The organism is Alcaligenes sp. SDU_A2 (assembly GCF_038237375.1).
In the GTDB taxonomy this organism is placed as follows: domain Bacteria; phylum Pseudomonadota; class Gammaproteobacteria; order Burkholderiales; family Burkholderiaceae_B; genus Alcaligenes.
Genome location: NZ_CP151273.1, coordinates 1,304,807 through 1,328,271, shown reverse-complemented (window position 1 = coordinate 1,328,271; position 23,465 = coordinate 1,304,807). Strand labels below are relative to the sequence as shown.

Sequence of the window (23,465 nt, the reverse complement as noted above, 5' to 3'; positions counted from 1 at the left end):
GATGAGCCGCGTCGATTTCGCTTTCGGCGCGCCGGATCGCTTGCGCATGGCCTGCGAGGTCGTGCGCAAGCACTACGAGGCAGGCCGACGGGTCGTCGTGTACGTATCGGACACACGCCAGTTGGCCCGCTTCGACCGTTTGCTGTGGGGCTTTGAATCCACGGCCTTCGTGCCGCACGTAGGCGCGGATGATCCACTGGCTCCGGACACGCCTGTGGTCCTGACCTCCAGCGCTCCTGTACCCAACGACGACCAGACATGGCTGCTGAACCTGGACACGCAGTGCCCGCCCGGTTTCGAGCGGTTTACGCGTGTGCTCGAAATTGTTTCCCAGCGCGAATCCGACCGCCTGCAGGCCCGCGAACGCTGGCGGCTCTATCAAGCCCAGGGTTGTGATGTGCATGCCCACAAGCTGGATCAGCACTAAGGCCAGCTCCTTGCCTATCTTGATTGTTCAGGTACTTGTCAGTTATTCTGTGGAACTGATCCCACTTGTATTCTAAGGAATCACCATGAGCGAATTTCGTCAATCCAGCCTGCCTGAGCACAATGGCTCCCTGGGCGCACAGTCGCTGATTGCGCGCAATCGCGTCCTGCGCAATACCTACTGGCTGCTGGCCCTGTCCATGGTACCCACCGTGCTGGGTGCCCTGCTTGGCCTGACCTCCGGCATCAACCGGGTCATGGGTGCCAGCCCTGGCCTGAGCGCCATCGTCTTTCTGGTCGGTGCCTTCGGCCTGATGTTCCTGGTCGAACGCAACAAGAACAGTTCGCTGGGCGTCGCCCTGCTGATGGCATTTACCTTCTTCATGGGCATCATGCTCTCGCGCCTGCTCGGTTTCGTGCTGGGCATGGGTAACGGCTCGCAGCTGATTATGCTGGCCTTCGGTGGCACAGCCGCCGTGTTCGCTGCCATGGCAACAGTCGCCAGCACGTCCAAGCGCGACTTCTCCGGCATGCAGAAGTTCTTGTTCATCGGCGCGGTCATCATCTTGGTAGCGGCTCTGGCCAATATCTTTCTGCAACTGCCCGCCCTGATGCTGACCATCTCGGTGCTGGCCATCGGTATTTTCTCGGCCTTCCTGCTGGTTGACCTGCAGCGCGTCATCAACGGCGGCGAAACCAACTACGTCTCGGCCACGCTGGCCATTTACCTGGACGTCTACAATATCTTCAGCAACCTGCTGGTGCTGTTGGGCGTCCTTGGCGGCGACCGCGAATAAACGGTTTTCTGAATCGTTCAGCCCCCTGTCCATCAGGGGGTTTTTTTTGTTTCACGATGACTCCAGTACCGCAATTTGCTGGACTACGCCAAGGCTCGATACAGCAGGTTTATCAATAACTTAGGCTAGTTCAACATATGCCGGTGCTTTCCGAAACTTGACCCGGCTTCCCCTCGCGTGGCTCCCATGCGGCTCTTGGAAACCGGGCTTTCCGAGGAGTCATCATGGCGAAGATCAAGCTAACCAAGTCCGCAGTCGATGCGGCACAACCCCAAGACAAGGCCATCGAACTGCGGGATACCGTAGTGCCTGGCTTCCTGTGCAAGATCACCCCGGCAGGCCGCAAGGTGTTCATGCTCCAGTACCGCACGAACGCTGGCGAGCGCCGCAAACCCGCTTTGGGCCAGTACGGGGAACTGACGGTCGACCAGGCACGCACGATGGCGCAGGAGTGGCTGGCCGAGGTGCGCAAGGGCGGCGACCCCAGCGCAGCCAAGAACGCCGCCCGCAAGGCACCGACCATGAAGGAGTTTTGCCACACCTTCATGGAGGACTACTCCAAGCAGCGCAACAAGCCCAGCACGCAGCGCGGCTATCAGGGCGTCATCGACCGTTGCATCATCCCGATCATGGGCCGGATGAAGGTGCAGGACGTGAAGCGCCCCGACGTGGCTGCGCTGATGAAGAAGCTGGCCTACAAGCAGGCAGAAGCGAATCGCACCTTTGGCGTGCTGCGCAAGATGTTCAACTTGGCCGAAGTGTGGGGGCTGCGCCCTGACGGCACGAATCCATGCCGCCACGTCCCGATGTATCCGCCCGGCAAGGAAACCCGGCTCATCGTGGACGATGAGCTGGTGCGGATCTTCCGCCAGTTGGAGCACTTGGAGGGGGAAGGACTGGAGAACTACGTCATCCCGCTGGCGATCCGCCTGCAATTCGAGTTTGCCGCACGCCGCTCCGAAATCTGCCCGTTGGAGTGGGATTGGATTGATCTGGAAAACCGCCGCGTCGTCTGGCCTGACAGCAAGACCGGCGGCATCTCCAAGCCGATGAGTGAGGAAGCCTATCGGCTGCTGTCCACCGCACCGCGCCGGGAAGGCTGCCCCTACGTTCTGCCGTCGCCCAACGATCCGACTCGGCACATGACCCACGGTGAACACTACGGCGGCTGGACGCGCGCGCTCAAGGCCGCTGGTGTGCCGCACGTCGGCACGCACGGCATCCGCCACCGGGCGACCACCGATATTGCCAACTCGGGCGTGCCAACCAAGGTGGGCATGAAGCTCACAGGTCACAAGACCGTGGCGATGTTTATGCACTATGTTCATACCGAGGACAAGCCGGTGCGGGATGCGGCCGAACTGGTGGCGAATCGGCGGCTGGCGATTACCGGGGCGTCCCGTTCTATGGAGGTGACAGCATGACAAGGAAGACGCCTGTGGCAGCGGGGAAACGCACCGCCTTACCAGCTGGCTATGCCGGCATCCACGGCGGCATCGTGGAGCTGCTGGACGCGGCGCGCCAAGCAGCGGCGCGCAGTGTCAATGCGCTGATGACGGCCAGCTATTGGGAGATTGGCCGCCGGATCGTCGAAGCCGAGCAGAAAGGCAGGCGGCGGGCTGGTTACGGCGAGCAGTTGATGGCGCGCTGTACCAGGTCTATGCGTCGGTGGGCCGCGTGACGGTGATCGCGCTCCAGCCTGGCGAGGAACTGGTGACGGTCGCTGCGGGCGATACTGTGCGCTGGATCGTGGGTGACACCTCCAGCGGCAGCGGGGCCGATCTGCGGGTCAATGTGCTGGTCAAACCTATCCGTTCCAGCTTGAAGACCAATCTGGTCATCACCACCAGCCGCAGGACGTACCTGCTGGAACTGACTTCGACCGACAAGGCGTGGATGGCGTCGGTGTCCTGGGACTACCCCAAGGATCGGATGCTGGCCTTGCAGCGCCAGGCACAGGCTGCCCACGCTGCCGCGCCTGTCGATGCGGGCCTGTCTCTGGAGAACATCCGCTTTCGCTATGCGATCAGCGGCAGCAATCCGCCGTGGAAGCCGCTGCGTGCCTTCGATGATGGCGAAAAGGTCTATATCCAGTTCCCGGCAAGCATCGCCCAGGGCGAGCTGCCGCCGTTGTTCCTCATCGGCGCGCAGGGCGACGGGCAACTGGTGAACTACCGCTTCCGTTCGCCGTACTACATCGTGGATCGGCTCTTCGGCGCGGCCGAACTGCGCCTGGGCGCTGACAAGGGCGATGTGGTGCGCATCGAGCGCACGGATGGCATCGCCGGGAGGAACTGAGCATGAGCCAGGACGACATTCCCGACCTTGCCACGCCGAAGGCGGGCAAGGTGGCTCCCGAGGCGGTGGCGCTGCGCGCCCAACCGCGCCCGGTCACGCGCCTGAACCGGCGCACGCTGGCGATCCTCGCCGGTGGCCTGTCGGTCGCCGTGCTCGGCGCGCTGATGTGGTCGCTGCAACCGCAGCGGCGCGGCGCAGGCGAGCAGACCGAGCTTTACAACGTCGATCGCGTCTCGAAGTCCGAAGGGCTGGACGCGCTGCCAGCGGACTACTCCAAGCTGCCGCCGGCCTTGCCGCCTGCCGTGCCGGAGCTGGGGCCGCCGCTACCGGGCGATCTCGGCCCGGCCATCGTGAAGTCGCAGCAGCCAGTAACGGCCGCCTACGCGGCCCCCGGCCATGATCCCAACGACGCGCTGCGCAAGGAAGCCGAAGCGGCGGCGACTTCGTCCGTGTTCTTCCGTTCGGGGGCGCAGGCAGCCGCGCCAGTGGCGCAAACGCAGGTCGCCGCCAATGCGGCGTTCGACCCGCTGGCGGCTGGCCCGGCCTCGACGGCGGCCCAGCCTGCCGACCCGACCGCCGTACAGAACCGGCAAGACCAGAAAGAGGCGTTCCTGACAGGCGGCTCTACGGAAACCCGCAATTCCGGCAACCTGCAAATGCCCACCTCGCCGTATCAGGTGATGGCCGGAACGGTCATTGCCGGGGCTCTGGTCACGGGCATCAAGTCCGACCTGCCGGGCGACGTGATCGCCACGGTGACGGAGCCGATCTATGACACGGCCACTGGCAAGTTCCTGCTGATCCCGCAGGATTCGCGCATCCTGGGCAAGTACAACAGCCAAGTCAGCTACGGCCAGAGCCGCGTGCAGGTGATGTGGAACCGCATCATCCTGCCGGATACGTCATCGCTCACGCTCGACAACCTGATCGGCACCGACCCCGCAGGCTATGCCGGCCTGGAAGACGACGTGGACTGGCATTGGGATCGGATCTTTGCCGGTGCCGTGCTGACCACGCTGCTGGGCGTGGGGGCCGAGCTGGCCGCACCCGAGAACCGCCAGGACGGTGATCGCGTCATCATTGCCGGGCGCGACAGCCTGCAGGACACCGTGAACCAGGTCGGCCAGGAAGTGACCCGGCGCAACCTCAACATCCAGCCCACGCTGACCAGCCGCCCGGGCTTGCCGGTGCGCATCATCGTCAACCGCGATCTGGTGCTGCGGCCCTATCAGCCGCTGTTCTTCAACAAGGGGACTTCACGATGAGCACAACCAGGAAACTGCGGCTGGGGCCGCTGCCCAAGACCGAGAGCGTGAAGCTGACCTTCGCTTGCCCGGCCAGCTTGAAAGCCGATCTCGATCGCTACGCCGCGCTGCATGCGCAGGCGTATGGAGAGGCGGTCGATGCGGCGACCCTGATCCCGCACATGCTGGAAGCCTTCATGGCAGGGGATCGAGGTTTTCGAAGGAGTGAGTCGGACAGAAAGTAAAAAAATACGAAATTTTATACTGACAGCTATCGGCTGCGGATTCAACCGGTGGATGCAACGCCCGCCTGCCAGGTTGAAACCACATCAGACGAAATTATCGTGACCGAATGGCAAACTCCGGTGCATTGAAGTCGAGACGTAGAAGCGGCGCTGTTTTGTATTTTTTGGCGAGATGATGAAGAACTGGATCGTAGAGGGAGAAAACCCGCGTGAACTCCTGTTCCCTTCTTTCAACCTCGGCGTCGGGGATATAGGCCTGGCCGGCTTCTTCTTCATGGATCGGGTCTAACACTGCTTGACCAAATGGCAGCAGGAACTCGGATGCTTTGAGTTTCTGATAGCGTGGCGAATAAGGATTGAGGCAGATTCTCAATGTCGTAGTGCCGCCGTGCGCCTGCACATGACCGACAATTGCCGCATCGGTCTCCTGCCTTCTGTAGAAATCGCTGTTTCTGTAGAAATAGCAAGGCTTGGGTTGAGGTGGTTTGCCATATTCGATGACGCTCGTTCTGCCGTACAGCGTATCGACGAGCTGCTCGCTTACAACACGAGCATTGATGCAATCCATCAGGACGAAAATAACCTTAAAGTCAGCTTCGACTCCTGTTTCGGCCTTCAACTGCTTCGAGCCATTTCGAACGATGCCCGAGAGGGTCTCGTCTCGACCGAGTTCGTGATCGGAGACGTAGACTTCGCCGGTATCCAAGGTTTTCTCCCGCACGGAGGCCTCATCAGGATCGTCGCCCTTAAGCTTGGCTTCCACCAAAGCGCTAGAGGAACCATGCCGCACGAGAAAATCCGGCATCTTCTTGCCCCTTTCCGTGGATTCGGGCAGTTTTTCTACGCTGAAACCTAGCTGTGTCAGCGTATGTTCGGCTAAGTCATCAGATTTCAACACGTTCCCCCTGTATAGACATTTCGTAGTAGGCCGCTTCGATTATCCTTGCTTTTATGGTGATCCACCAGTTGCTGTACGGATCGCCCTGTTCGACACCGCGCCGCAGCTTGCTCATAATCGAGAGGTGCCCATTCAGACCGACGCTACCTGGCCTGCCAGCAGCAGCGCGACCGTGCCAGATACGGGAAAAGTGATGAGTGTGCAGCGTCAGCGACATGACTCTGCACAGCGCCCCGAGGTTGAGCAGGAAGGTTTCGTTTGGCATAGCGACGACTCGGCAGGTAATGAGCGAGTCGCCAGCATCGGGACAGGTCGGTGGCTGGCTGTCAACAACAAACCGCACGGACAGAACGCCAATTTGGATACGTGCGGAGGGCCTGTATGTTGCAACTATCCCCTGGAGATAGCTCTAAGAAGGTCTACAGAAGTCAAGAGACCATATTGAGTAAGTCTTCGATGGAAAATCCGCAAGGACGGTTACAAAGGAAGGGGCCGGCGTATCGGTTTACGAGATCCTGTGTGGGCTTCAGGCCGTCCTTAATCGCCGCACGGGCTCGCCTGATCGCGTCAGGCGTCTTATCTTCATGTCCTAGAAAAACTTCGGTAAGCAGTCGTTCCCGGCGCTCCTCAAGTGTTCTTCCCTTCAAGCCATTCTTGATATACCGAGCAAGTATGATGAAGAGGACTTTCTCGCAATGAACGTATCGAAACGGTTGACCGAGCTGTGCTGCGGCTTGATCCAATGAGCCCGTTTTGAAAAGAGTTTCATAGAACGGAACAACCTTCTCTTCGAGAACACCAGTTAATATCTCTCCTTCAGGAGCAATGAGAGCATAGAACGGTGACGCTGAGTGAATGTCAAGCGAACGGATTGTTGAAAGCGAATGGCATGCTCCACCAACGACCAAGAGCTTATTGCCTGTCGTAGAGTTCAAATCGCGAAGAGCATTGCCGAGCGACTCCCAGTCAAGGAAGCCATTCCCAGCTTTGATCCCATCGCTCGGGCTACCGTGCATGTCAAGGTGTACGATGGGTCGGATTCCTCCTTCGCGTGCGGCCATGCTGCATAAGCACTGGATAGCGATAGTCAAGTCGTCGGGCGAGTTCAGATCGACCTGCCTCACTGGAATTGGTAGTCGGCCTTGAACTTGGAGGTCTTCAACTATTCTGCGGGTTGGGCCTCGCTCATCTTCTTGTAGGCCACAAAGCCAAAAGATGGCGTTTGCCCCGAAGGGGCTGTCAAATGTAAACGATTTCGTCATGGAGGTCGCCGATAGGAGATTTTCGCATCCTGATTTTAATCTGCGGGCCTTCCAGAGTAGTAGTGGTCAACAACTCCCGGATACTGCACTTTGCCCTTGGGCAGTTCATTAACAAACCGTTGGAAAAACCCTCGTGGGCGTGTGCGTTGGCCGCTACGGTGTAAATAGATCCGAGAACAAGCCAGACGAGGACAACGAGAGGCGATCAAAGCTTTCGGGGGGAATGTTCAGCTACGTCAGCCTTGAAGATTGGGTGCCGCAGACACATCTGCTGCGCAAGCTGCGCCTGGTGGTCGATGCACTGTTTGCAACGATGAGTGCCGATTTCGATGCGGTGCACGCTCAGCGCGGGCGCCCCTCGACAGCTTCCGTCCATTCATCGTCCGCGCGGTCTGTAGTTTTATCGGGTGAGAGAGAACGGGCTATGATGATCATAGACCAGTTCGCCCCTTTGCAATTGACGCTGCTAAAGTGCGCCCTGGCTTGCTTTCCTAAGACTCTTATGTGGCTCCTAGCCTATTACGCTGGCTCTCATGCAGAAGGCGCAAAGCAGAGCTAACCTATTGCCCCATATGTAGTTTCAATCCCCGCGCGATTTATAAAAAAGCTTGACGTCGGCCCTTTTTTGGCCCCTCATCTATGATCGGGAACCACTCTGTTCATTAATGGGCTAAGCACGACCTCTAGAAATCGTCGTTCAAGTCTGGAGCTGGGCTGTTCGGGCTAACGGTTTGCTGGTGCCGCACACCTGCTAATGGTGACTTGCCGCTGCCTTACTTCTATCCGACGGCAAGTCCATCCCGCACATCTACGAAGAACCTTTTTTCCCGTCCCCATCGGCAAGGACAGATTCGTCCTGAGCTTCAAACTGGTTTTTCATGTATGCAGACAGGCGTGGGAGTATAGTGTTTCCTGTCAGAAACTTCCGACCCGGAGAACGCAGGTGGCTGTATTTGAAACCCAACACATCGTGGACAATCTGCGCGGTGCGCGCGAGGACTGGCGACATGCGCAGCAACGCCTGAAAGAGCCGGACGGGCAGGAGTTCCCGTCGGTGCAGGCCTTGACCCGAGTCGCCGAACAACTGAAAGGTGTCTTGTTTCCTATGCGCCTGGGCAGCCCGGATCTGCGCCGCGAACACGAAGATCACTATGTAGGCTACACCCTGGGCCAGGCTCTGAACACCCTGCTGGAACAAGCCCGCATCGAGCTGCGCCGCTCGGTCGTGGCCTCGCGCCTGAACTTGGATCGCGACGCCATCGAGCGGCACGCCCAGGCCGCCATCCAGTCCTTCGCCGATTCCTTGCCCGATATGCGCCGCACTCTAGACCTGGACGTCGTCGCCGCTTATCAAGGCGACCCGGCCGCCCAGAATGTGGACGAAGTGCTGCTCTGCTATCCCGGCGTGCTGGCCATGATCCACCACCGCATCGCCCACGCGCTGCACATCCTGGATCTGCCTTTGATCGCCCGGATTATCGCCGAGCTGGCCCACGGCCAGACCGGCATCGATATCCACCCTGGCGCACGTATCGACCATGCCTGTTTCATCGATCACGGCACGGGCGTGGTCATCGGTGAAACCGCCATTATCGGCAAGCGCGTGCGCATATACCAGGCCGTCACGCTGGGTGCCAAGCGCTTTAGCAAGGACGAGAAAGGTTTATTGCTCAAGGGGCAGCCGCGTCACCCTATCGTCGAGGACGACGTCGTCATTTATGCCGGGGCCACCATTCTTGGCCGAGTAACGCTGGGCAAAGGCTGCACCATAGGCGGTAATGTCTGGATTACCGACGACGTCCCCGCCGGTCTGTCCGTAACGCAAGCCAGCCTGCTGCGCGAACAAACAAACGACAAGGCAGCACTGGATTAAGCCAGAACCGGGTGCATGCACTCCATTCCTGTAGATGGCCGTTCCCGAAACGGGAATGGCCATCTACATGGCGCACAGACATCGCCAAAACCTCAAGAAGGTTTCAGCCTTTGCGACCGACGCGCCAGGTGCTCAGTACGCCACAAGCGTATGCCGCCCTCCAGCGCCACCAGAAAAATCGCTGTCCAGATAGGAATGTAGGTCCACCACTGCTCGGGGCTCATGGGTTCGTCCAGCAGCAGATACGCCACCCAGAACAGCAGCACGGGCTCCACGTAACCCAGAATACCGAACAGGGCCAAGGGCAATTGCCGACTGGACGACAAATAGCTGACCAACGCCACAGAGCTGATCAAGCCCAGCACAGGCACCTGCCAAAACAAGCGGCCATGCTCCAGAAACTGTCCCCACATGCCAGGGTCCTGCACAAACAGCAGCCAGCAGGCCGCCGGAAACAGAAAACTGAGGTCGAACCACAGTGAAGCCAGCGAACCCAGTCGCAGATAACGACGCAGCATGAAATACGGGGGGTAGCCCAGCACCACCACCGCCGTCGCCCACGATACTCCGCCTACACGCCAGAGTTCGTGCAGCACGCCGACAGCGGCCAGCGCCACAGCCAGCCATTGCAGCCGGGTCAACGTGTCCTTGTAAAACACGCGCCCGACCAGCACCATCATCAAAGGCAACAGAAAATACCCCAGCGATACATCCAGCGCCATCTGGTGCAGAGGTGCCCATACAAAAATCCACAGCTGCACGCCCACCAAGGCCGCCGCCAGCGCCAACAGCGCAAAATATCGCCAGTTACTCGGCCAATGACGCAACACCCAACGCACTTCACGCCAGCGACGCGCCCGCGTAATGACCAGCGCCAGTGCTGGTAAGCCCAGCACGATCCGCCAGGCAAAAATCTGTTCACCGCTTAAAGGCTGCAGCACCGTCGCATAAAAATAAAGCAGCGCGAACAGTGACGACGCAAAGACCGACAGCAAAACGCCCTGCTTCATGTTCTATGTCTCCATGGAACTGGGTTGAACATACAGTTGCGCCAGCCGGAACAGACGATCTCGCTTGAGCAAGGTCGCAGTATCCAGTGCCTGCGCCTCGGGGGTGAGCATCAGATCCGGCAGACCATCCAGCAGGCGACGCAACACTAACGGTTGATCCTGCATGCACTGAGCCAGATACTGATCCGGCTCCCACAGCGTCAGGCCCAGACGACGCAGTTCGGAGCGATTGAAATCCTTGATGTTGCGCGTCAATATGCCCACGGCTTGCCCAGGGTAGCGCTGCTGCGCGGCGCGCGCCGTGGCAATCACATGCCAGTCCTTGGCATCCGAATGCCGCAGCCCATCCTTGAAGGCCGTGGCATCCCCCAAATCCGCTTGCGGATAAGTCTGCTGCAACTGCTCCCACTGCTCATCGATAGACACCGGCATCACTTTCCACAACCGCCCCGCATTACGCCGCCATTCGTCGCCAATGACCGGGCTCCAGGCCGGCTGAAACACACCGGCATCGGCCATCGCCAACAAGAGCCGTCGCAGCACGTTGGAGATCAGCACGCAAGTATCAAGCACCAGAACAGCAGGAAGGGAGGTGGCCATAGCAGTGTCAGTAGCGTTGCAGTTGCATCAGCACGGTACGAGTGTGCAAAGGGCGCCCCAACAAACTGTTGATGCGTTCGCGCAAAAGAATGCGCAGCTCGGGCTCGCGCTGCGCATCGTCAAAATCGGGCATATCATCTTCAAAACCATAGCCGGTTTCAGTTAACAGCACCCATTCAAAGCGGCGCAAGGCCCCGGCCACCGGTGGTCTGGGTTGTTGCGCCAAGTGGGCCAGCGCTGCTTCGTAGGCTTCGTACAACACCGGATGCGGATCTTCTCGCGGTAACAGGCGGATCAACAGTTCGTTCATGTACCAGGCCGACATCAGCGCCCGCCCCTTCAGGGGGCGGATGCCGGCACAATCGGCCCGGGTCAGCGTCTTGACTTCATTTTGCCCCGTCCAACTGAGCAGCAAAGGCTGAAACACCGACAAAGCCGGCCTGAGCACAGAATGCGGCCGCTTGGCACCCTTGGCCACCAGCGGCACCAATCCATGATTGCGCGAAAAAGCCTGGCAGATCAGAGACGTTTCGCGCCAGGCACTGGTATGCAGTATGTAGCCGGGTTCGTCCTGAAAACGCTGCCGACGGCTACTCATACCCCAATTCGCGCAAGGCCGCTTCGCGGTCGGACCAGCCCTTGCGCACCTTGATATACACATCCAGGTAGACAGGCTTGTCGATCAACTTGGCAATATCCTGACGAGCTTCGGTAGCGATGCGCTTCATGTGCATGCCGCCCGCGCCCAACAGAATGGGACGATGGCTTTCCCGCTCCACCACCACGCAGGCAGCGATGCGCGCGCCCTGCTCGTTTTCTTCCCATTGTTCGATGACGACCGTGCAGCCATAAGGCAGTTCGTCGCCAACCAGACGAAAGATCTTCTCGCGCAACAGTTCCGATGTAATGAAACGCACCGAACGATCGGTAATGGTTTCGGCATCGAACATGGCCTCGCCTTCGGGCAAGCGCTGAGCGATTTCATCCAGAAGCTGATCCAACTGCACGCGCTTGGCGGCGCTGACCGGAATCACCGCGCCATAGTCAAACTCTTGGGACAGGCGGGCAATATAGGGCAACAACTCGTTCTTGCTTTTCAGGGCGTCCACTTTGTTGACCACCAAAATGGTCTTGCCGCCTTTGGGCAGCATGGGCAACAACTCGGAATCGGCCGCCGACCATTTGCCGGCTTCAACCACATGCACGACCACGTCCACATCTGCCAGCGCCTGGGTGACCACGCGATTCATCATGCGGTTCATGGCACCGCCATGACGAGTCTGAAAGCCAGGCGTGTCCACAAAGACGATCTGGTCGTGGTCACGGGTCAAGACGCTGTTGATGCGATGCCGCGTCGTTTGCGCCTTGCGCGAAACAATGGAGATTTTGCTGCCGATCAAGGCATTGGCCAGGGTGGACTTGCCCACATTGGGGCGTCCGACGATAGCGACAAAGCCGCAGCGAAAAGAAGGGTCTGTCATGATTTTTCCTGGGACACCGCCACAGGCAGGGTCAATTGGGACGGGCGGCGATGCCGCGAAGCGCGTGTGGTCTTGGCAGGCAACTGGGCCTGCAGCAACTCGATGGCCTGGATGGCGGCCGCCTGTTCGGCAGCGCGGCGGCTGCTGCCGCTGGCCTGCACATGGATATTCAGTTTAGCGATAGTGCACTCGATATCAAACATCTGGTCATGGGCAGCGCCATGCGTGGCCACGACGGTGTAGACGGGCAAGTCCAGCTTGCGCCCTTGCAGCAGCTCCTGGAGTAAGGTCTTGGGATCTTTGCCCAGGGTTTTGGGGTCCACGTTGACCATCATGGGTTCGTACAAACGGGTGATGACGGCCTGCGCCTGCACGAAACCAGCGTCCAGAAACACAGCGCCGAAAATGGCTTCAAGCGCATCGGCCAAAATGGATGGACGCCGAAAGCCACCGCTTTTAAGCTCGCCTTCGCCCAGTCGCAAGTATTCGGACAGTTCCAGATTCTGAGCAACTTCGGCCAGTGCCGCCTGCTTGACCAGATTGGCACGCAGACGCGATAGGTCGCCCTCGTCGATGCGCTCAAAGCGCTGATACAACAAGGCGGCCACGGTGAAATTGAGCACCGAGTCGCCCAGGAACTCCAGGCGTTCGTTGTGGCGGGCGCTATGGCTACGGTGCGTCAGCGCCTGCTCCAGCAGGGAGACGTCCTTGAAAGAGTGGCCGATGGCGGCCTCAAGCAAAGATAAGCGTTTCATTAGTGGAAGCGGCCAATACGCCCTGGTTCGCGGAAGTTCATCCAGATGAAGAAAGCACGCCCAACCACATTGTCATCGGGCACAAAGCCCCAATAGCGGCTGTCCAGGCTGTTGTCGCGATTATCGCCCATGACAAAGTAATTGCCTTGAGGAACAACGCAGGACACGCCGTTGACGAAGTATTCGCAGGCTTCACGATGCGGAAAAGCCACGATGGGCATCAGGCCCTGCGGCACATTTTTGTTGAGCAAGATGTTGTGCTGGGTCTTGCCCAACTCTTCCAGATAGCGGCCGATATAAGCGGTGCGATCGGGCTCGTAATAATCGCCATTGCGCACCTGCGGCACAGGCTGGCCGTTGACGGACAGAATCTTGTCGCGATATTCCACACGATCGCCCGGCAGGCCCACCACGCGTTTGATGTAATCCACATTGGTGTCCACGGGGTAGCGGAACACAATGACATCGCCGCGCTCGGGCTGCCCCAGAGGGATGACCTTGGCACCGCTGACCGGCAGGCGAATGCCGTACTCGAATTTATTGACCAGAATCAGGTCGCCGCTTTTGAGTGTGGGCAGCATGGAACCCGATGGAATGCGAAACGGCTCGAAAATGAACGAGCGCAACACAAACACGAACAGAATGACCGGAAAAAAACTGACGCCGTACTCAATCCACCAGGGCATGCGATTTTCGCGATCATAGGCTTCCTGACGCAGGCGCTGGTTTTCCTCCGGGTCGACGCCCGCATCCAGCGGCACGGCATCCATCGCCGCCTGAGCGCGCCGCTGCCGGCGCGGACGCAGCGAGAAGCGATCCAGACACCAGATCACGCCGGTCACCACCAGCAGCACGAACAAAATCAGAGCGAAATCCCAGCTCATCGGTTTCCTTTAAAGAAAGTAATTCGTTCCCGCGCGCAGGTCTTGGGCCTGCGCATGGGAATTATTTGTCTTCGACCTGCAAAATGGCCAGGAAAGCCTCTTGCGGAATTTCGACGTTACCCACCTGTTTCATGCGCTTCTTGCCTGCTTTTTGCTTTTCAAGCAGCTTTTTCTTGCGTGAAATATCGCCGCCATAACACTTGGCCAGCACGTTCTTGCGCAGCGCCTTGACGTTCTCGCGGGCGATGACCTCGGCACCGATGGCCGCCTGGATCGCAATATCGAACATCTGGCGCGGAATCAGGGCGCGCATTTTGGCAACGACTTCGCGGCCACGATAGCGCGCATTACTGCGGTGCACAATCATGGACAGAGCATCGACCCGATCGCCATTGATCAGCACATCGACCTTGACCACATCGGCAGAGCGGTATTCCTTGAATTCATAGTCCATCGATGCGTAACCGCGCGACACCGACTTCAGGCGATCAAAGAAATCGAGCACGATCTCAGCCAAAGGCATTTCGTAGGTCAGGTTTACCTGACGCCCGTGATAGGTCATATTTAACTGCAGACCACGCTTGGCTGTACACAAAGTCATGACAGGCCCCACGTATTCTTGCGGCATCAGCAGCGAAACCACCACAATGGGTTCGCGCACATCTTCGATGTGCGCCACCTCGGGCATGCGCGATGGGCTCTCGATCATCAGCACTTCGCCGTCGCGGCGCTCGACTTCGTAGACCACCGACGGTGCCGTGGTGATGATGTCCATATCGAACTCGCGCTCCAGGCGCTCTTGCACGATCTCCATGTGCAACAAGCCCAGAAAACCGCAGCGGAAACCAAAGCCCAATGCCTGGGAGACTTCGGGCTCGAACATCAGCGAGGCATCGTTGAGCTTGAGCTTTTCCAGCGAGTCGCGCAGCTGATCGTACTCGCTGCTTTCCACCGGATACAGCCCGGCAAACACCTGCGGCTTGACCTCTTTAAAGCCGGGCAAGGCGGCGGCGGCCGGCTTGCCGGCCAACGTGATGGTGTCGCCCACTTTAGCGTGTTCCAGCTCCTTGATGCCCGCAATCACAAAGCCCACCTCGCCGGCGGACAACTGCTGGCGGTTTTCTGACTTGGGGGTGAACACGCCGATGTGCTCGACCAGATGCGTGGCGCGGGTGGCCATCAGCAACACCTTGTCCTTGGGACGCAACACACCGTTGACAATGCGCACCAACATGACCACGCCAACGTAGTTGTCGAACCAGGAATCGATGATCAACGCCTGCAAAGGCTGATCGGGACTGCCCACCGGCGGGGGCACGCGCGCCACGATGGTTTCCAGAATATCGTCAATGCCCAGGCCCGTCTTGGCGCTGGCGGCAATGGCATCGCTGGCGTCGATGCCAATGACATCTTCGACCTCCTGGCGGGCGGCGTCGGGATCGGCCTGCGGCAGGTCCATCTTGTTGAGCACGGGGATGACTTCCACGCCCTGCTCGATGGCGGTATAGCAATTGGCGACGGTTTGCGCTTCCACGCCCTGAGAGGCATCGACCACCAGCAGCGCCCCTTCACAAGCCGATAAGGACCGGCTGACCTCGTAGGAAAAGTCCACGTGACCGGGGGTGTCGATCAGGTTCAGGTTGTAGATCTTGCCGCTCTTGGATTTGTATTGCAGGGCAGCGGTCTGGGCCTTGATGGTGATGCCTCGCTCTTTCTCGATGTCCATCGAATCCAGAACCTGGGTCGACATCTCGCGGTCGGCCAGGCCTCCACAGCGTTGAATCAGGCGATCAGCCAGGGTGGATTTGCCATGATCGATATGGGCAATGATGGAGAAATTGCGGATGTGATCCATAGATGGGTCAATAAACAAAGAAGGTGTTGTGGCTCAATGCCAGGAAAGCGACACAAAAAAGGGGCGTCCAGGACGCCCCTTCCGACCACGCGCCATAAGCGCAAGACCCGTCCTTTGGACGGGTGCGCGGGATCATTGTCCATTCGACGCCCGGGGCGTGCCTGAATGGCGGCGGAAAAGCTCCGGCCCTGGGCCGGAGTTCTTCACTGGCTATCATTTTAGCCGTTTTACAGGATTTATTTCGAGGGCGTCACCAGAACCCACTGAGACTGCCCCGAACGCAACACCAACAAAGCGGCTGCCTTGGACTTATCCAGCGAGGCTACCAGTTTAGCGTATTGTTCGGGCGTGCCCACGTCTTTATCGTTCACGCGCAGAATCAGGTCGCCCGGCTGCAGCCCCGCTTCGCTGGCCGGCGCGGCGACATCGGTGATCTGCACAGCGCTATCCAGGCCCAGACGCTTGAGGTCGGCCGGCGGCACTGCCGCCACTTTCAGGCCGAACGCATCCACGCTAGTGGCCGGCGCGGCTTTCTCGGGGGCGTTGGCCGAAGCCGAGGCCGACGAAGGCATTTCGGCCACATCGATCTTGACCGATTGCTGCTTGCCTTTGCGCCAGATATCGATCGTAGAGCTCTCGCCCGGCTTGGTGCCGCCCACGATACGTGGCAGATCGGACATCTGATCGATCTTGCGGCCATTGAACTGCAAGATCACATCGCCGGATTGAATCCCGGCCTTGGCAGCCGGACCGCCTTCTTCCACGCTGCTGACCAGCGCACCCTTGCTGTCGGGCAGGCCCAGAGCCTTGGCGACATCGTCGGCCACCGGCGTGATCTGCACGCCGATGCGCCCGCGTGTGACCTTGCCATGCGATTTGAGCTGCTCCACGACTTGCATTGCTTCGTCGATAGGGATGGCCAGGGAAATGCCCATAAAGCCGCCGCTGCGCGAAATGATCTGAGAGTTGACCCCGACGACTTCGCCATTCAGGTTGATGAGCGGACCACCCGAATTGCCGGGATTGACCGCCACATCGGTCTGGATGAACGGCAGATAATCGCCCGTATCGCGGTTGATGGCGCTGACAATGCCGGAAGTGACAGTGGACTCCAGGCCAAAAGGCGAACCGATGGCCAGCACCCATTGCCCTTTCTTGAGTTTGTTGGAATCCCCGATAACCAACGGTTTCAGGCCCTTGGCTTCGATTTTGATCAGAGCCACATCGGTGCGCTCGTCCGTGCCGATGATTTTGGCCGGATACTCCTTGCCATCGCTCAGCGTGACGAAAATACCGTTGGAATCGGCCACGACATGGTTATTGGTCAGGATATAACCGTCGGCAGAGATGATGAACCCGGAACCCACACCGCGCGGCACGGTACGTTCCGAAGGGGCCTGGGGCTGATTGCCGCCGCGCGGGCCTTGCGGAGCCATGCCGGGCGGCACGAAGTCTGGACCGAAGAACCAGCGGAACATATCGTAAGGGTCCGAACCCGGCCCCATGGCGGGCGAGCGCACCTGCACCGCCTCGGTCGTGCGGATATTGACTACGCCATCTTCGGTCCGGGCCACCACGCCAGTAAAGTCGGGCAATCCGGCCACGCTGGCCTGGGACTGCTCAGCCGCCTGAGCATGAACCGTAGCCAGAGGCGCGGCAGCGGCCAGCAACGCCGACGCCGTCAGAACCGACAGGACATTGAAACGCATTTTATGACTCAATTTTTCCATTGAAAAACTCCTGGTGGACGATGCTCAATGTGTCCGGGATGGGGAAACAAACTGGGTATTTTCGGCCAGCGCGCGCAAGGTCGGCATAGGTACCTCGCCGGTGGTCGTCAGGACATAATCGTTGATACGCGTGCGGAACATGTTCATGGCACCGCGATGGTAAGCACCCAGACTGTTCTCTTCGGCCTCGGGTGCGCCGACGCGCTCCAGAAATACGGAAATGGCGGCCAGCCCATCGGCCATGACCAAATGCGTGACCTGACGGCCGGCGCGCATGGGACGCAGCATTTCGGAATGCATGGTAAATCCGGGCGGCATGGTAAACACCCACCCCTGCTCACTGGCCTGGATCTGGCGCACTTCGGGTTCGACGACCTGCCACTGGCTGGCATTCCAGCTGGTGCGCAGATCCTGCAAGGCCACCTGATCCCCGAACGACACCGAGGCGAAGGCAATCTGATCGACCACGGACTGCGTGGCGTCGACCGTCTGCATACGCAACAACAAGCGATGATCCGTATCGGCGCACAGCCGGTAGCCATAGCGCTGGGTATCCTTGGGCACCAGTTCCACCACATCGCAGGGCCGCCCTGCCACGCGCTCTTGCTCGGGCAGGCGGCGCATATCGTAATGTTGCGGCAACTGGCTTACGTCCCCGACCAGAAAACTGGGAAAGCGCTCGTTCTGACGACGTTCGATGACCACCATCTTCTTTTCCGGCAGCAAGCACTGGGTCACTTCGTTCTGACGCAAAAATTCGCGCGGCAGGCCATCCATGATCTCCAGCCGTTCCCGCTCGCCCGTGCCATCGACCACATGCACCAGCTTCATGGACTGGCTGGATTGGCCTTGGGTATAGATGATGACGCCGGAGTAATCCAGGTCCCGGGCCGCCTTATGCACCTGCTGCAACCAGGGCAGGTCCAGCGCCTGGACAGCGTGCGGCTGCTGAGCGGTTGCGGGCAGCGCCAACAGGGCCAACAAGGCCGCAGCCATGCCTTGGCATGCACGGACGACAGTTGCGCGCGAAGACGGGTAAACAGACCTCATTGTCCGCCGGCTCCGCTATCGAATGAGACGTAGCGAACCGGCCCGGCACCGACAAAATCGCGATGCAGATCGACATAATCGTTCCAGAGCTGCTCGTCCTGGATGCCGGCGACCAGCGAAGCGCCGGCAGGCGTATCGCTCAGGCCCAGATAGGGCAGGCCCATCCACAACGCCGCCGCGACCGTCGCCACCGCCGCCAGTCCCGGAATCGCGTAGCGCTGCGCCCGGGACTTCTTGAGCGCATGAGGCGCAAGAACAGTGGGCTCCTCGTCGATCGCCTTGGACAGGCGTGCGTAGAAACGATCCGAGGTGCGTATCGCCAGCGCTTCGGTGCGCATGACGTCACCGATCAGATGATAGGCATCCCAGACCTGACGCCCATAAGGCGAGTCCAGTTCTTCGGGACGCATCTCGGCCTCGCCATCGACCCAGGAAGACACGGAGGCCTCCCAGGCGTGGAGCTGCTCTTCATCGGAATGGGATTTCAGGGCTTGCATCATCAATCCTTACCACCGTCGTTCACTATCTTCACCATCCAGTATGGGGCGCAATTGCGTTGCAATGGCGTCGCGGGCCCGAAAAATGCGCGAACGCACGGTTCCTATCGGGCAATCCATGGTCTGAGCAATGTCTTCGTAGCTCATACCTTCGATTTCACGCAGCACGATCGCGGTCCGCAATTCTTCGGGCAAGGCCTGGATTGCACTGTTAACAGTTTCGGCAATCTGGCGGCTGACCATGACGGATTCCGGCGTGCTGATGTCAGTTAGGTTGTCAATTTGATCAAAAGTTTCACCGTCTTCGTTTTCGAGTGCCTGCAAGGCGCTGGGCCTGCGCCCGGCAGAGGCCTGCCAGTTACGCGCCGTATTGATGGCAATGCGATACAGCCAGGTATAAAAGGCACTGTCGCCACGAAACTGCGGCAGGGCCCGATAGGCCTTGATGAAGGTTTCCTGTGCCACATCCTCGATGTCGGACGGATCACGTATCATGCGGCTGAGCAGACGCATGATCTTGCGTTGGTATTTGATTACCAACAGGTCAAAGGCGCGCTTGTCCCCACGCTGAACACGTGCAATCAGTTCGGCATCGGTATCGCGTTCACTCATTGAATATCCTTGTTCTGAACACGGACTTGGAGCGCCAGCCTGTTCATGCGCAAACGCAAAGCCCACCAAGCCTGCTGCGGCACAGCGGTGCGCCACACGGTCAGCGTGCCACGCCGAGCTGGCTGGCCCTGAACCATCCATTGCACAGTCAGCCACCAGGGTGAGCGCCACACCTGGCCCAGTTGCACAGGTTCTGCCCCCACTCCGGGACGGTCCAGCCAGTATAGCCCTGCCCTATAGCTAAGGGTAGCGCAGGCAGCCTGCCGATGACCAAAGCGTGAAAAAAGAATAAACGCCAAGAACAGACCTAGCAGCACGCCCCATCCCCCGACCCTATGCCAGGACAGCAACGCCCAGACAAAGCCAGCAAACGCCAACGCACATACAACAACGCCCAGCCTGCGAACCGACGCAGGAGCGCCGGTTCGCCAGGACTGGGCGTGGCAGATGGGACCGGTCGTGTTAACGAAGACGGCTAACCACCATAGAACCGTTGGTGCCGCCAAATCCAAAGGAATTGGACAAGGCCACGTCGATCTTCATGTCACGGGCCTGATTGGCGCAATAATCCAGATCGCAGGCCGGATCTTGATTGAAGATGTTGATCGTGGGTGGCGAAACCTGATTGTAGACCGCCAGTGTGGTAAACACCGCTTCGATGCCGCCAGCGGCACCCAGCAAGTGGCCGGTCATGGACTTGGTCGAATTGACAACCAGCTTGCGGGCATGGTCGCCGAAAGCCAGCTTGAGCGCTTCGGACTCGTTGACATCGCCCAGCGGCGTGGACGTGCCGTGTGCGTTGACATAATCGACCTGATCCGGATTGATGCCGCCGCTGCGCAGCGCATTGAGCACACCCCGACGCGGACCGTCGCGGTCAGGCGACGTAATGTGGTGCGCATCCGAGCTCATGCCATAGCCAACGAACTCGCCATAAATGCGGGCACCGCGTTTTTTGGCGTGTTCGTATTCTTCCAGCACCAGCACACCGGCACCCTCGCCCAGCACGAAGCCATCGCGGTCCACATCCCAGGGGCGCGATGCAGTCTGCGGATCGTCGTTACGGGTCGACAGGGCACGCATGGCGGCAAAGCCGCCGATGCCCAATGGCGACACGGTAGATTCCGCACCACCGGCAATCATGACGTCGGCATCGCCATACTCGATCAGGCGGGCGGCGTCGCCGATGGAATGCAAACCTGTGGTGCAGGCCGACACGACGGCGTAGCTGGGGCCTTTCAGGCCCAGATTGATGGACAGATGGCCCGAGATCAGATTGATCAGGGAGGCGGGCACAAAGAACGGGGAAATGCGGCGCGGCCCCCGATCCAGGTATTCTTTCTGGGTTTCTTCGATACGGGGCAAGCCGCCGATACCGGACCCGACGATGACACCCATGCGCTCGGCATTGATGTCGTTGATTTCCAGGCCGGAATCCTTCCAGGCCTGCATGCCGGCCGCCACGCCATAATGGATGAAGGTATCCATTTGCTTGGCTTCTTTGGCCGAGATGTACTGCGTGATATCGAAATCCTTGACCTCACCCGCAATCTGGGCACTCAGGGCCGACGGATCGAAACGGGTGATACGCCCGATGCCCGAACGTCCATTGACGATGTTATCCCACGCGGTGGGGATATCGTTGCCGACCGGGGAAACAATACCCAGACCGGTAATCACGACACGTCGCTTCACGGATGACTCCTAAACACAAAAAAAGCGGCTCAAGGGGAATGACTGCGTCTTGCCGGCCAAAGCTGCAGGGCGCAAGCCATTCTCTGGGAACCGCCTTGGAGCGGGGGCATGCAAGAACGCAGCCCGCACCCTGGATTGAACTTACTGCTTGCTGTGCGAATTGATGTAATCCACAGCTTGCTGGACCGTCGTGATTTTCTCAGCTTCTTCGTCTGGGATTTCGGTTTCGAATTCGTCTTCGAGCGCCATCACGAGCTCGACCATGTCGAGCGAGTCGGCACCGAGGTCGTCGAGAAAAGAAGATTCGTTCTTGATCTCGGCTTCGTTGACGCCAAGTTGTTCAGCGACGATCTTCTTGACGCGCTGTTCGATGCTTTCCATGCAGATTCTCCAAGTTGGGGAAAAATTCCCGCGAATTATAGCCAATCCAAACTGCTAAAAGGTGTAGGCTATGACAAAAAACGGCGTTCTTGTATGAGGCCCAACGTTACCCGTGCAACGCCGGCTCAAGCAATAGGCCCCAAATAATCCCGCAATTTTACCTCAGCCGGGCGCGATGCCAAGCCCTTACATATGCATGCCGCCATTCACATGAATGGTGCTGCCTGTAATGTACTGCGCCTGCGGGCCGGCCAGAAAGGCGACCGCATTGGCGATATCTTCTGCCGCGCCCAGGCGTCCCAAGGGAATCTGGGACAGTATGGCGGCGGATTGTTCGGGGGTCAGCGAACGGGTCATATCGGTGTCGATGAAGCCTGGGGCCACGCAATTGACCGTAATATTGCGGCTGCCCAGTTCGCGCGCCAGCGCGCGGCTCATGCCGGCCACGCCCGCTTTGGCAGCGGCGTAGTTGGCCTGGCCTGGATTACCGCTTTCCCCCACCACCGAGGTGATGCTGATGATGCGGCCCCAGCGGGCTTTCATCATGGGCCGCATGACGGCACGCGCCAACCGGAACACAGCGCTCAAGTTGGTCTGGATAACCGCGTCCCAGTCCTCGTCCTTCATGCGCATTGCCAAATTATCGCGGGTGATGCCGGCATTATTGACCAAAATGTGCGGGCCGCCGTCATCCTTGCTCAAAGTTTGGATCAGGGCTTCGCAAGCCTGGGCATCATCCACATTCAGGACCTCGCCCCGGCTGCCGTTCTGATCCAGCACGGCGCAAATCGCCTGCGCGCCGGATTCGGAGGTGGCCGTGCCGATGACCTTGGCACCACGCGCCATCAATTCTTTTGCAATGGCCTGGCCGATGCCGCGCGATGCGCCGGTTACCAGGGCCGTCTTGCCGCTAAGGTTGAAATCTTGCATTTACGCTTCCTTCAAGGCTTGCAGAGTCGCCTGCAACGAGGCGGGATCGGTAATAGACAGGGCGACCAGATCGCGATCAATACGCTTGACCAGCCCGCTAAGCACCTTGCCTGGACCGCATTCGACCACATGGGTGACGCCTTGCGCCTTCATGGCCTGGATGGATTCTACCCAACGCACCGCATGCCAGGCCTGACGAACCAACGCATCTTTGATCTGGATCGTCTGCGTCGGAGCCTGGACATCCACGTTATTGATGACAGGCACACAAGGCTCGCGCAACTCTAATGCATCCAGCGCCTGCTGCAACACGGCGGCCGCCGGTTCAAGCAAGCTGGAGTGAAACGGCGCAGACACGGGCAGAACCAGGGCACGCTTGGCACCGGCCTCTTTAGCCAGCGCGCAGGCGCGATCGACCGCCTGAACGTGACCTGCGATTACGACCTGAGCCGGCGCATTGTAATTAACCGCCTGCACCACCTGATCCTGAGCCGCGCGGGCGCAGACATCGCGCACCTGATCATCATCCAGACCCAAGACCGCCGCCATCGTGCCCATTCCCACGGGAACAGCCGCCTGCATGGCATCAGCACGCACCCGCACCAAAGGCACGGCTTGCTCTAAGGTCAAGACACCAGCCGCGGTCAAGGCCGAGTATTCGCCCAGGCTATGGCCGGCCATCATGTCGGGCACCGGACCGCCCGCTGCTATCCAGGCACGATACATCGCCACGGCGCTGGCCAGCATGACAGGCTGTGTGTTGGTCGTCAGGTTCAGGTCTTCGGCCGGGCCTTGGGCCATCAGCGCCGCCAGATCCTGGCCCAACGCCGCGCTGGCCTGTTCGATAGCCTGACGCACGACGTCCGACTCTGCCCAGGCATCCAGCATGCCGACAGACTGCGAACCTTGTCCCGGAAAGACAAACGCAATTTTCATGGTAGA

At 59.5% G+C, this 23,465-nt stretch carries 25 protein-coding genes and 3 pseudogenes; 9 read left to right on the top strand and 19 right to left on the bottom strand.

The window, feature by feature from the left end; translation table 11 throughout:
* The first annotated feature begins 1 nt into the window (after position 1).
* From AADW57_RS06240 to AADW57_RS06210, 7 genes and pseudogenes are all read left to right on the top strand, one after another.
* On the top strand, positions 2-427 hold the full coding sequence (locus AADW57_RS06240) for a DNA polymerase III subunit chi (RefSeq protein ID WP_341669183.1): 426 nt from the start codon (positions 2-4) through the stop codon (positions 425-427).
* An 85-nt stretch (positions 428-512) separates the two neighbouring features.
* Entirely contained in the window at positions 513-1,223 is a 711-nt protein-coding gene (locus AADW57_RS06235) for a Bax inhibitor-1/YccA family protein (RefSeq protein WP_341669182.1), read from the top strand.
* Positions 1,224-1,447: 224 nt separating this feature from the next.
* On the top strand, positions 1,448-2,647 hold the full coding sequence (locus tag AADW57_RS06230) for a tyrosine-type recombinase/integrase (RefSeq protein WP_341669181.1): 1,200 nt from the start codon (positions 1,448-1,450) through the stop codon (positions 2,645-2,647).
* Positions 2,644-2,871, top strand: a pseudogene (locus AADW57_RS06225) (DUF1016 N-terminal domain-containing protein); the annotation flags it as partial. The gene AADW57_RS06230 and the pseudogene AADW57_RS06225, both read left to right, overlap by 4 nt.
* Positions 2,862-3,521: pseudogene (gene trbG, locus AADW57_RS06220) on the top strand (P-type conjugative transfer protein TrbG); the annotation flags it as partial. The pseudogenes AADW57_RS06225 and trbG, both read left to right, overlap by 10 nt.
* Positions 3,522-3,523: 2 nt before the next feature.
* Entirely contained in the window at positions 3,524-4,786 is a 1,263-nt protein-coding gene (locus tag AADW57_RS06215; RefSeq protein WP_341669180.1) for a TrbI/VirB10 family protein, read from the top strand.
* Positions 4,783-5,010: a DUF2274 domain-containing protein gene (locus AADW57_RS06210; RefSeq protein WP_341669179.1), complete on the top strand. Its 228-nt coding sequence runs from the start codon at positions 4,783-4,785 to the stop codon at positions 5,008-5,010. Before AADW57_RS06215 ends, AADW57_RS06210 begins: the two co-directional genes overlap by 4 nt.
* Before the next feature lie 94 nt (positions 5,011-5,104).
* On the opposite strand, the gene AADW57_RS06205 is transcribed toward AADW57_RS06210, so the two are convergent.
* The 3 genes from AADW57_RS06205 to AADW57_RS06195 form a co-directional block, all read right to left on the bottom strand.
* Positions 5,105-5,908: a hypothetical protein gene (locus AADW57_RS06205; protein WP_341669178.1), complete on the bottom strand. Its 804-nt coding sequence runs from the start codon at positions 5,906-5,908 to the stop codon at positions 5,105-5,107.
* The gene (locus tag AADW57_RS06200) at positions 5,895-6,173 is read right to left on the bottom strand and encodes an AcaB family transcriptional regulator (RefSeq protein WP_445819185.1); all 279 of its coding nucleotides are present in this window, start codon (positions 6,171-6,173) and stop codon (positions 5,895-5,897) included. Before AADW57_RS06200 ends, AADW57_RS06205 begins: the two co-directional genes overlap by 14 nt.
* A gap of 163 nt (positions 6,174-6,336) precedes the next feature.
* On the bottom strand, positions 6,337-7,170 hold the full coding sequence (locus AADW57_RS06195; RefSeq protein WP_341669177.1) for a hypothetical protein: 834 nt from the start codon (positions 7,168-7,170) through the stop codon (positions 6,337-6,339).
* Positions 7,171-7,393: 223 nt separating this feature from the next.
* On the opposite strand from AADW57_RS06195, the pseudogene AADW57_RS06190 reads away from it, so the two are divergent.
* Positions 7,394-7,531, top strand: a pseudogene (locus tag AADW57_RS06190) (IS5/IS1182 family transposase); the annotation flags it as partial.
* 582 nt (positions 7,532-8,113) lie between these two features.
* Complete coding sequence (epsC, locus tag AADW57_RS06185) at positions 8,114-9,043, top strand: serine O-acetyltransferase EpsC (protein WP_341669176.1); 930 nt, start codon at positions 8,114-8,116, stop codon at positions 9,041-9,043.
* A 92-nt stretch (positions 9,044-9,135) separates the two neighbouring features.
* On the opposite strand, the gene rarD is transcribed toward epsC, so the two are convergent.
* The 16 genes from rarD to fabD form a co-directional block, all read right to left on the bottom strand.
* Positions 9,136-10,053 (bottom strand): EamA family transporter RarD, encoded by a 918-nt coding sequence (gene rarD / locus AADW57_RS06180; protein WP_341669175.1) that lies wholly within the window; start codon positions 10,051-10,053, stop codon positions 9,136-9,138.
* Between the two features lie 3 nt (positions 10,054-10,056).
* The gene (locus AADW57_RS06175) at positions 10,057-10,653 is read right to left on the bottom strand and encodes a PIN domain-containing protein (protein WP_341669174.1); all 597 of its coding nucleotides are present in this window, start codon (positions 10,651-10,653) and stop codon (positions 10,057-10,059) included.
* A gap of 7 nt (positions 10,654-10,660) precedes the next feature.
* The gene (gene recO / locus AADW57_RS06170; RefSeq protein ID WP_341669173.1) at positions 10,661-11,251 is read right to left on the bottom strand and encodes a DNA repair protein RecO; all 591 of its coding nucleotides are present in this window, start codon (positions 11,249-11,251) and stop codon (positions 10,661-10,663) included.
* Positions 11,244-12,134: a GTPase Era gene (gene era, locus AADW57_RS06165; RefSeq protein WP_341669172.1), complete on the bottom strand. Its 891-nt coding sequence runs from the start codon at positions 12,132-12,134 to the stop codon at positions 11,244-11,246. Before era ends, recO begins: the two co-directional genes overlap by 8 nt.
* Entirely contained in the window at positions 12,131-12,889 is a 759-nt protein-coding gene (rnc, locus tag AADW57_RS06160; protein WP_341669171.1) for a ribonuclease III, read from the bottom strand. Before rnc ends, era begins: the two co-directional genes overlap by 4 nt.
* Positions 12,889-13,773 carry a signal peptidase I gene (lepB, locus tag AADW57_RS06155; protein ID WP_341669170.1) on the bottom strand — a complete coding sequence of 295 codons (885 nt, stop codon included), beginning with the start codon at positions 13,771-13,773 and terminating at the stop codon, positions 12,889-12,891. Before lepB ends, rnc begins: the two co-directional genes overlap by 1 nt.
* Before the next feature lie 61 nt (positions 13,774-13,834).
* On the bottom strand, positions 13,835-15,628 hold the full coding sequence (lepA, locus tag AADW57_RS06150) for a translation elongation factor 4 (RefSeq protein WP_341669169.1): 1,794 nt from the start codon (positions 15,626-15,628) through the stop codon (positions 13,835-13,837).
* Positions 15,629-15,864: 236 nt separating this feature from the next.
* Complete coding sequence (locus AADW57_RS06145) at positions 15,865-17,358, bottom strand: DegQ family serine endoprotease (RefSeq protein WP_341669168.1); 1,494 nt, start codon at positions 17,356-17,358, stop codon at positions 15,865-15,867.
* 24 nt (positions 17,359-17,382) lie between these two features.
* The gene (locus tag AADW57_RS06140) at positions 17,383-18,354 is read right to left on the bottom strand and encodes a MucB/RseB C-terminal domain-containing protein (RefSeq protein WP_341669167.1); all 972 of its coding nucleotides are present in this window, start codon (positions 18,352-18,354) and stop codon (positions 17,383-17,385) included.
* 50 nt (positions 18,355-18,404) lie between these two features.
* The gene (locus tag AADW57_RS06135; RefSeq protein WP_341669166.1) at positions 18,405-18,848 is read right to left on the bottom strand and encodes a sigma-E factor negative regulatory protein; all 444 of its coding nucleotides are present in this window, start codon (positions 18,846-18,848) and stop codon (positions 18,405-18,407) included.
* A 66-nt stretch (positions 18,849-18,914) separates the two neighbouring features.
* Positions 18,915-19,517: an RNA polymerase sigma factor RpoE gene (gene rpoE / locus AADW57_RS06130; protein ID WP_341669165.1), complete on the bottom strand. Its 603-nt coding sequence runs from the start codon at positions 19,515-19,517 to the stop codon at positions 18,915-18,917.
* Positions 19,514-19,816, bottom strand: a complete 303-nt coding sequence (locus AADW57_RS06125) for a hypothetical protein (protein ID WP_341669164.1) — start codon at positions 19,814-19,816, stop codon at positions 19,514-19,516. The genes rpoE and AADW57_RS06125 overlap by 4 nt, the downstream gene beginning before the upstream one ends.
* Before the next feature lie 163 nt (positions 19,817-19,979).
* Complete coding sequence (gene fabF / locus AADW57_RS06120) at positions 19,980-21,212, bottom strand: beta-ketoacyl-ACP synthase II (RefSeq protein ID WP_341669163.1); 1,233 nt, start codon at positions 21,210-21,212, stop codon at positions 19,980-19,982.
* A 141-nt stretch (positions 21,213-21,353) separates the two neighbouring features.
* Positions 21,354-21,593 carry an acyl carrier protein gene (gene acpP, locus AADW57_RS06115; RefSeq protein WP_003800961.1) on the bottom strand — a complete coding sequence of 80 codons (240 nt, stop codon included), beginning with the start codon at positions 21,591-21,593 and terminating at the stop codon, positions 21,354-21,356.
* A 186-nt stretch (positions 21,594-21,779) separates the two neighbouring features.
* Positions 21,780-22,523 (bottom strand): 3-oxoacyl-ACP reductase FabG, encoded by a 744-nt coding sequence (fabG, locus tag AADW57_RS06110; protein WP_341669162.1) that lies wholly within the window; start codon positions 22,521-22,523, stop codon positions 21,780-21,782.
* A complete protein-coding gene (fabD, locus tag AADW57_RS06105) occupies positions 22,524-23,459 on the bottom strand; it encodes an ACP S-malonyltransferase (RefSeq protein WP_341669161.1) in 936 nt (311 codons plus the stop codon).
* Between the last annotated feature and the right edge of the window lie 6 nt (positions 23,460-23,465).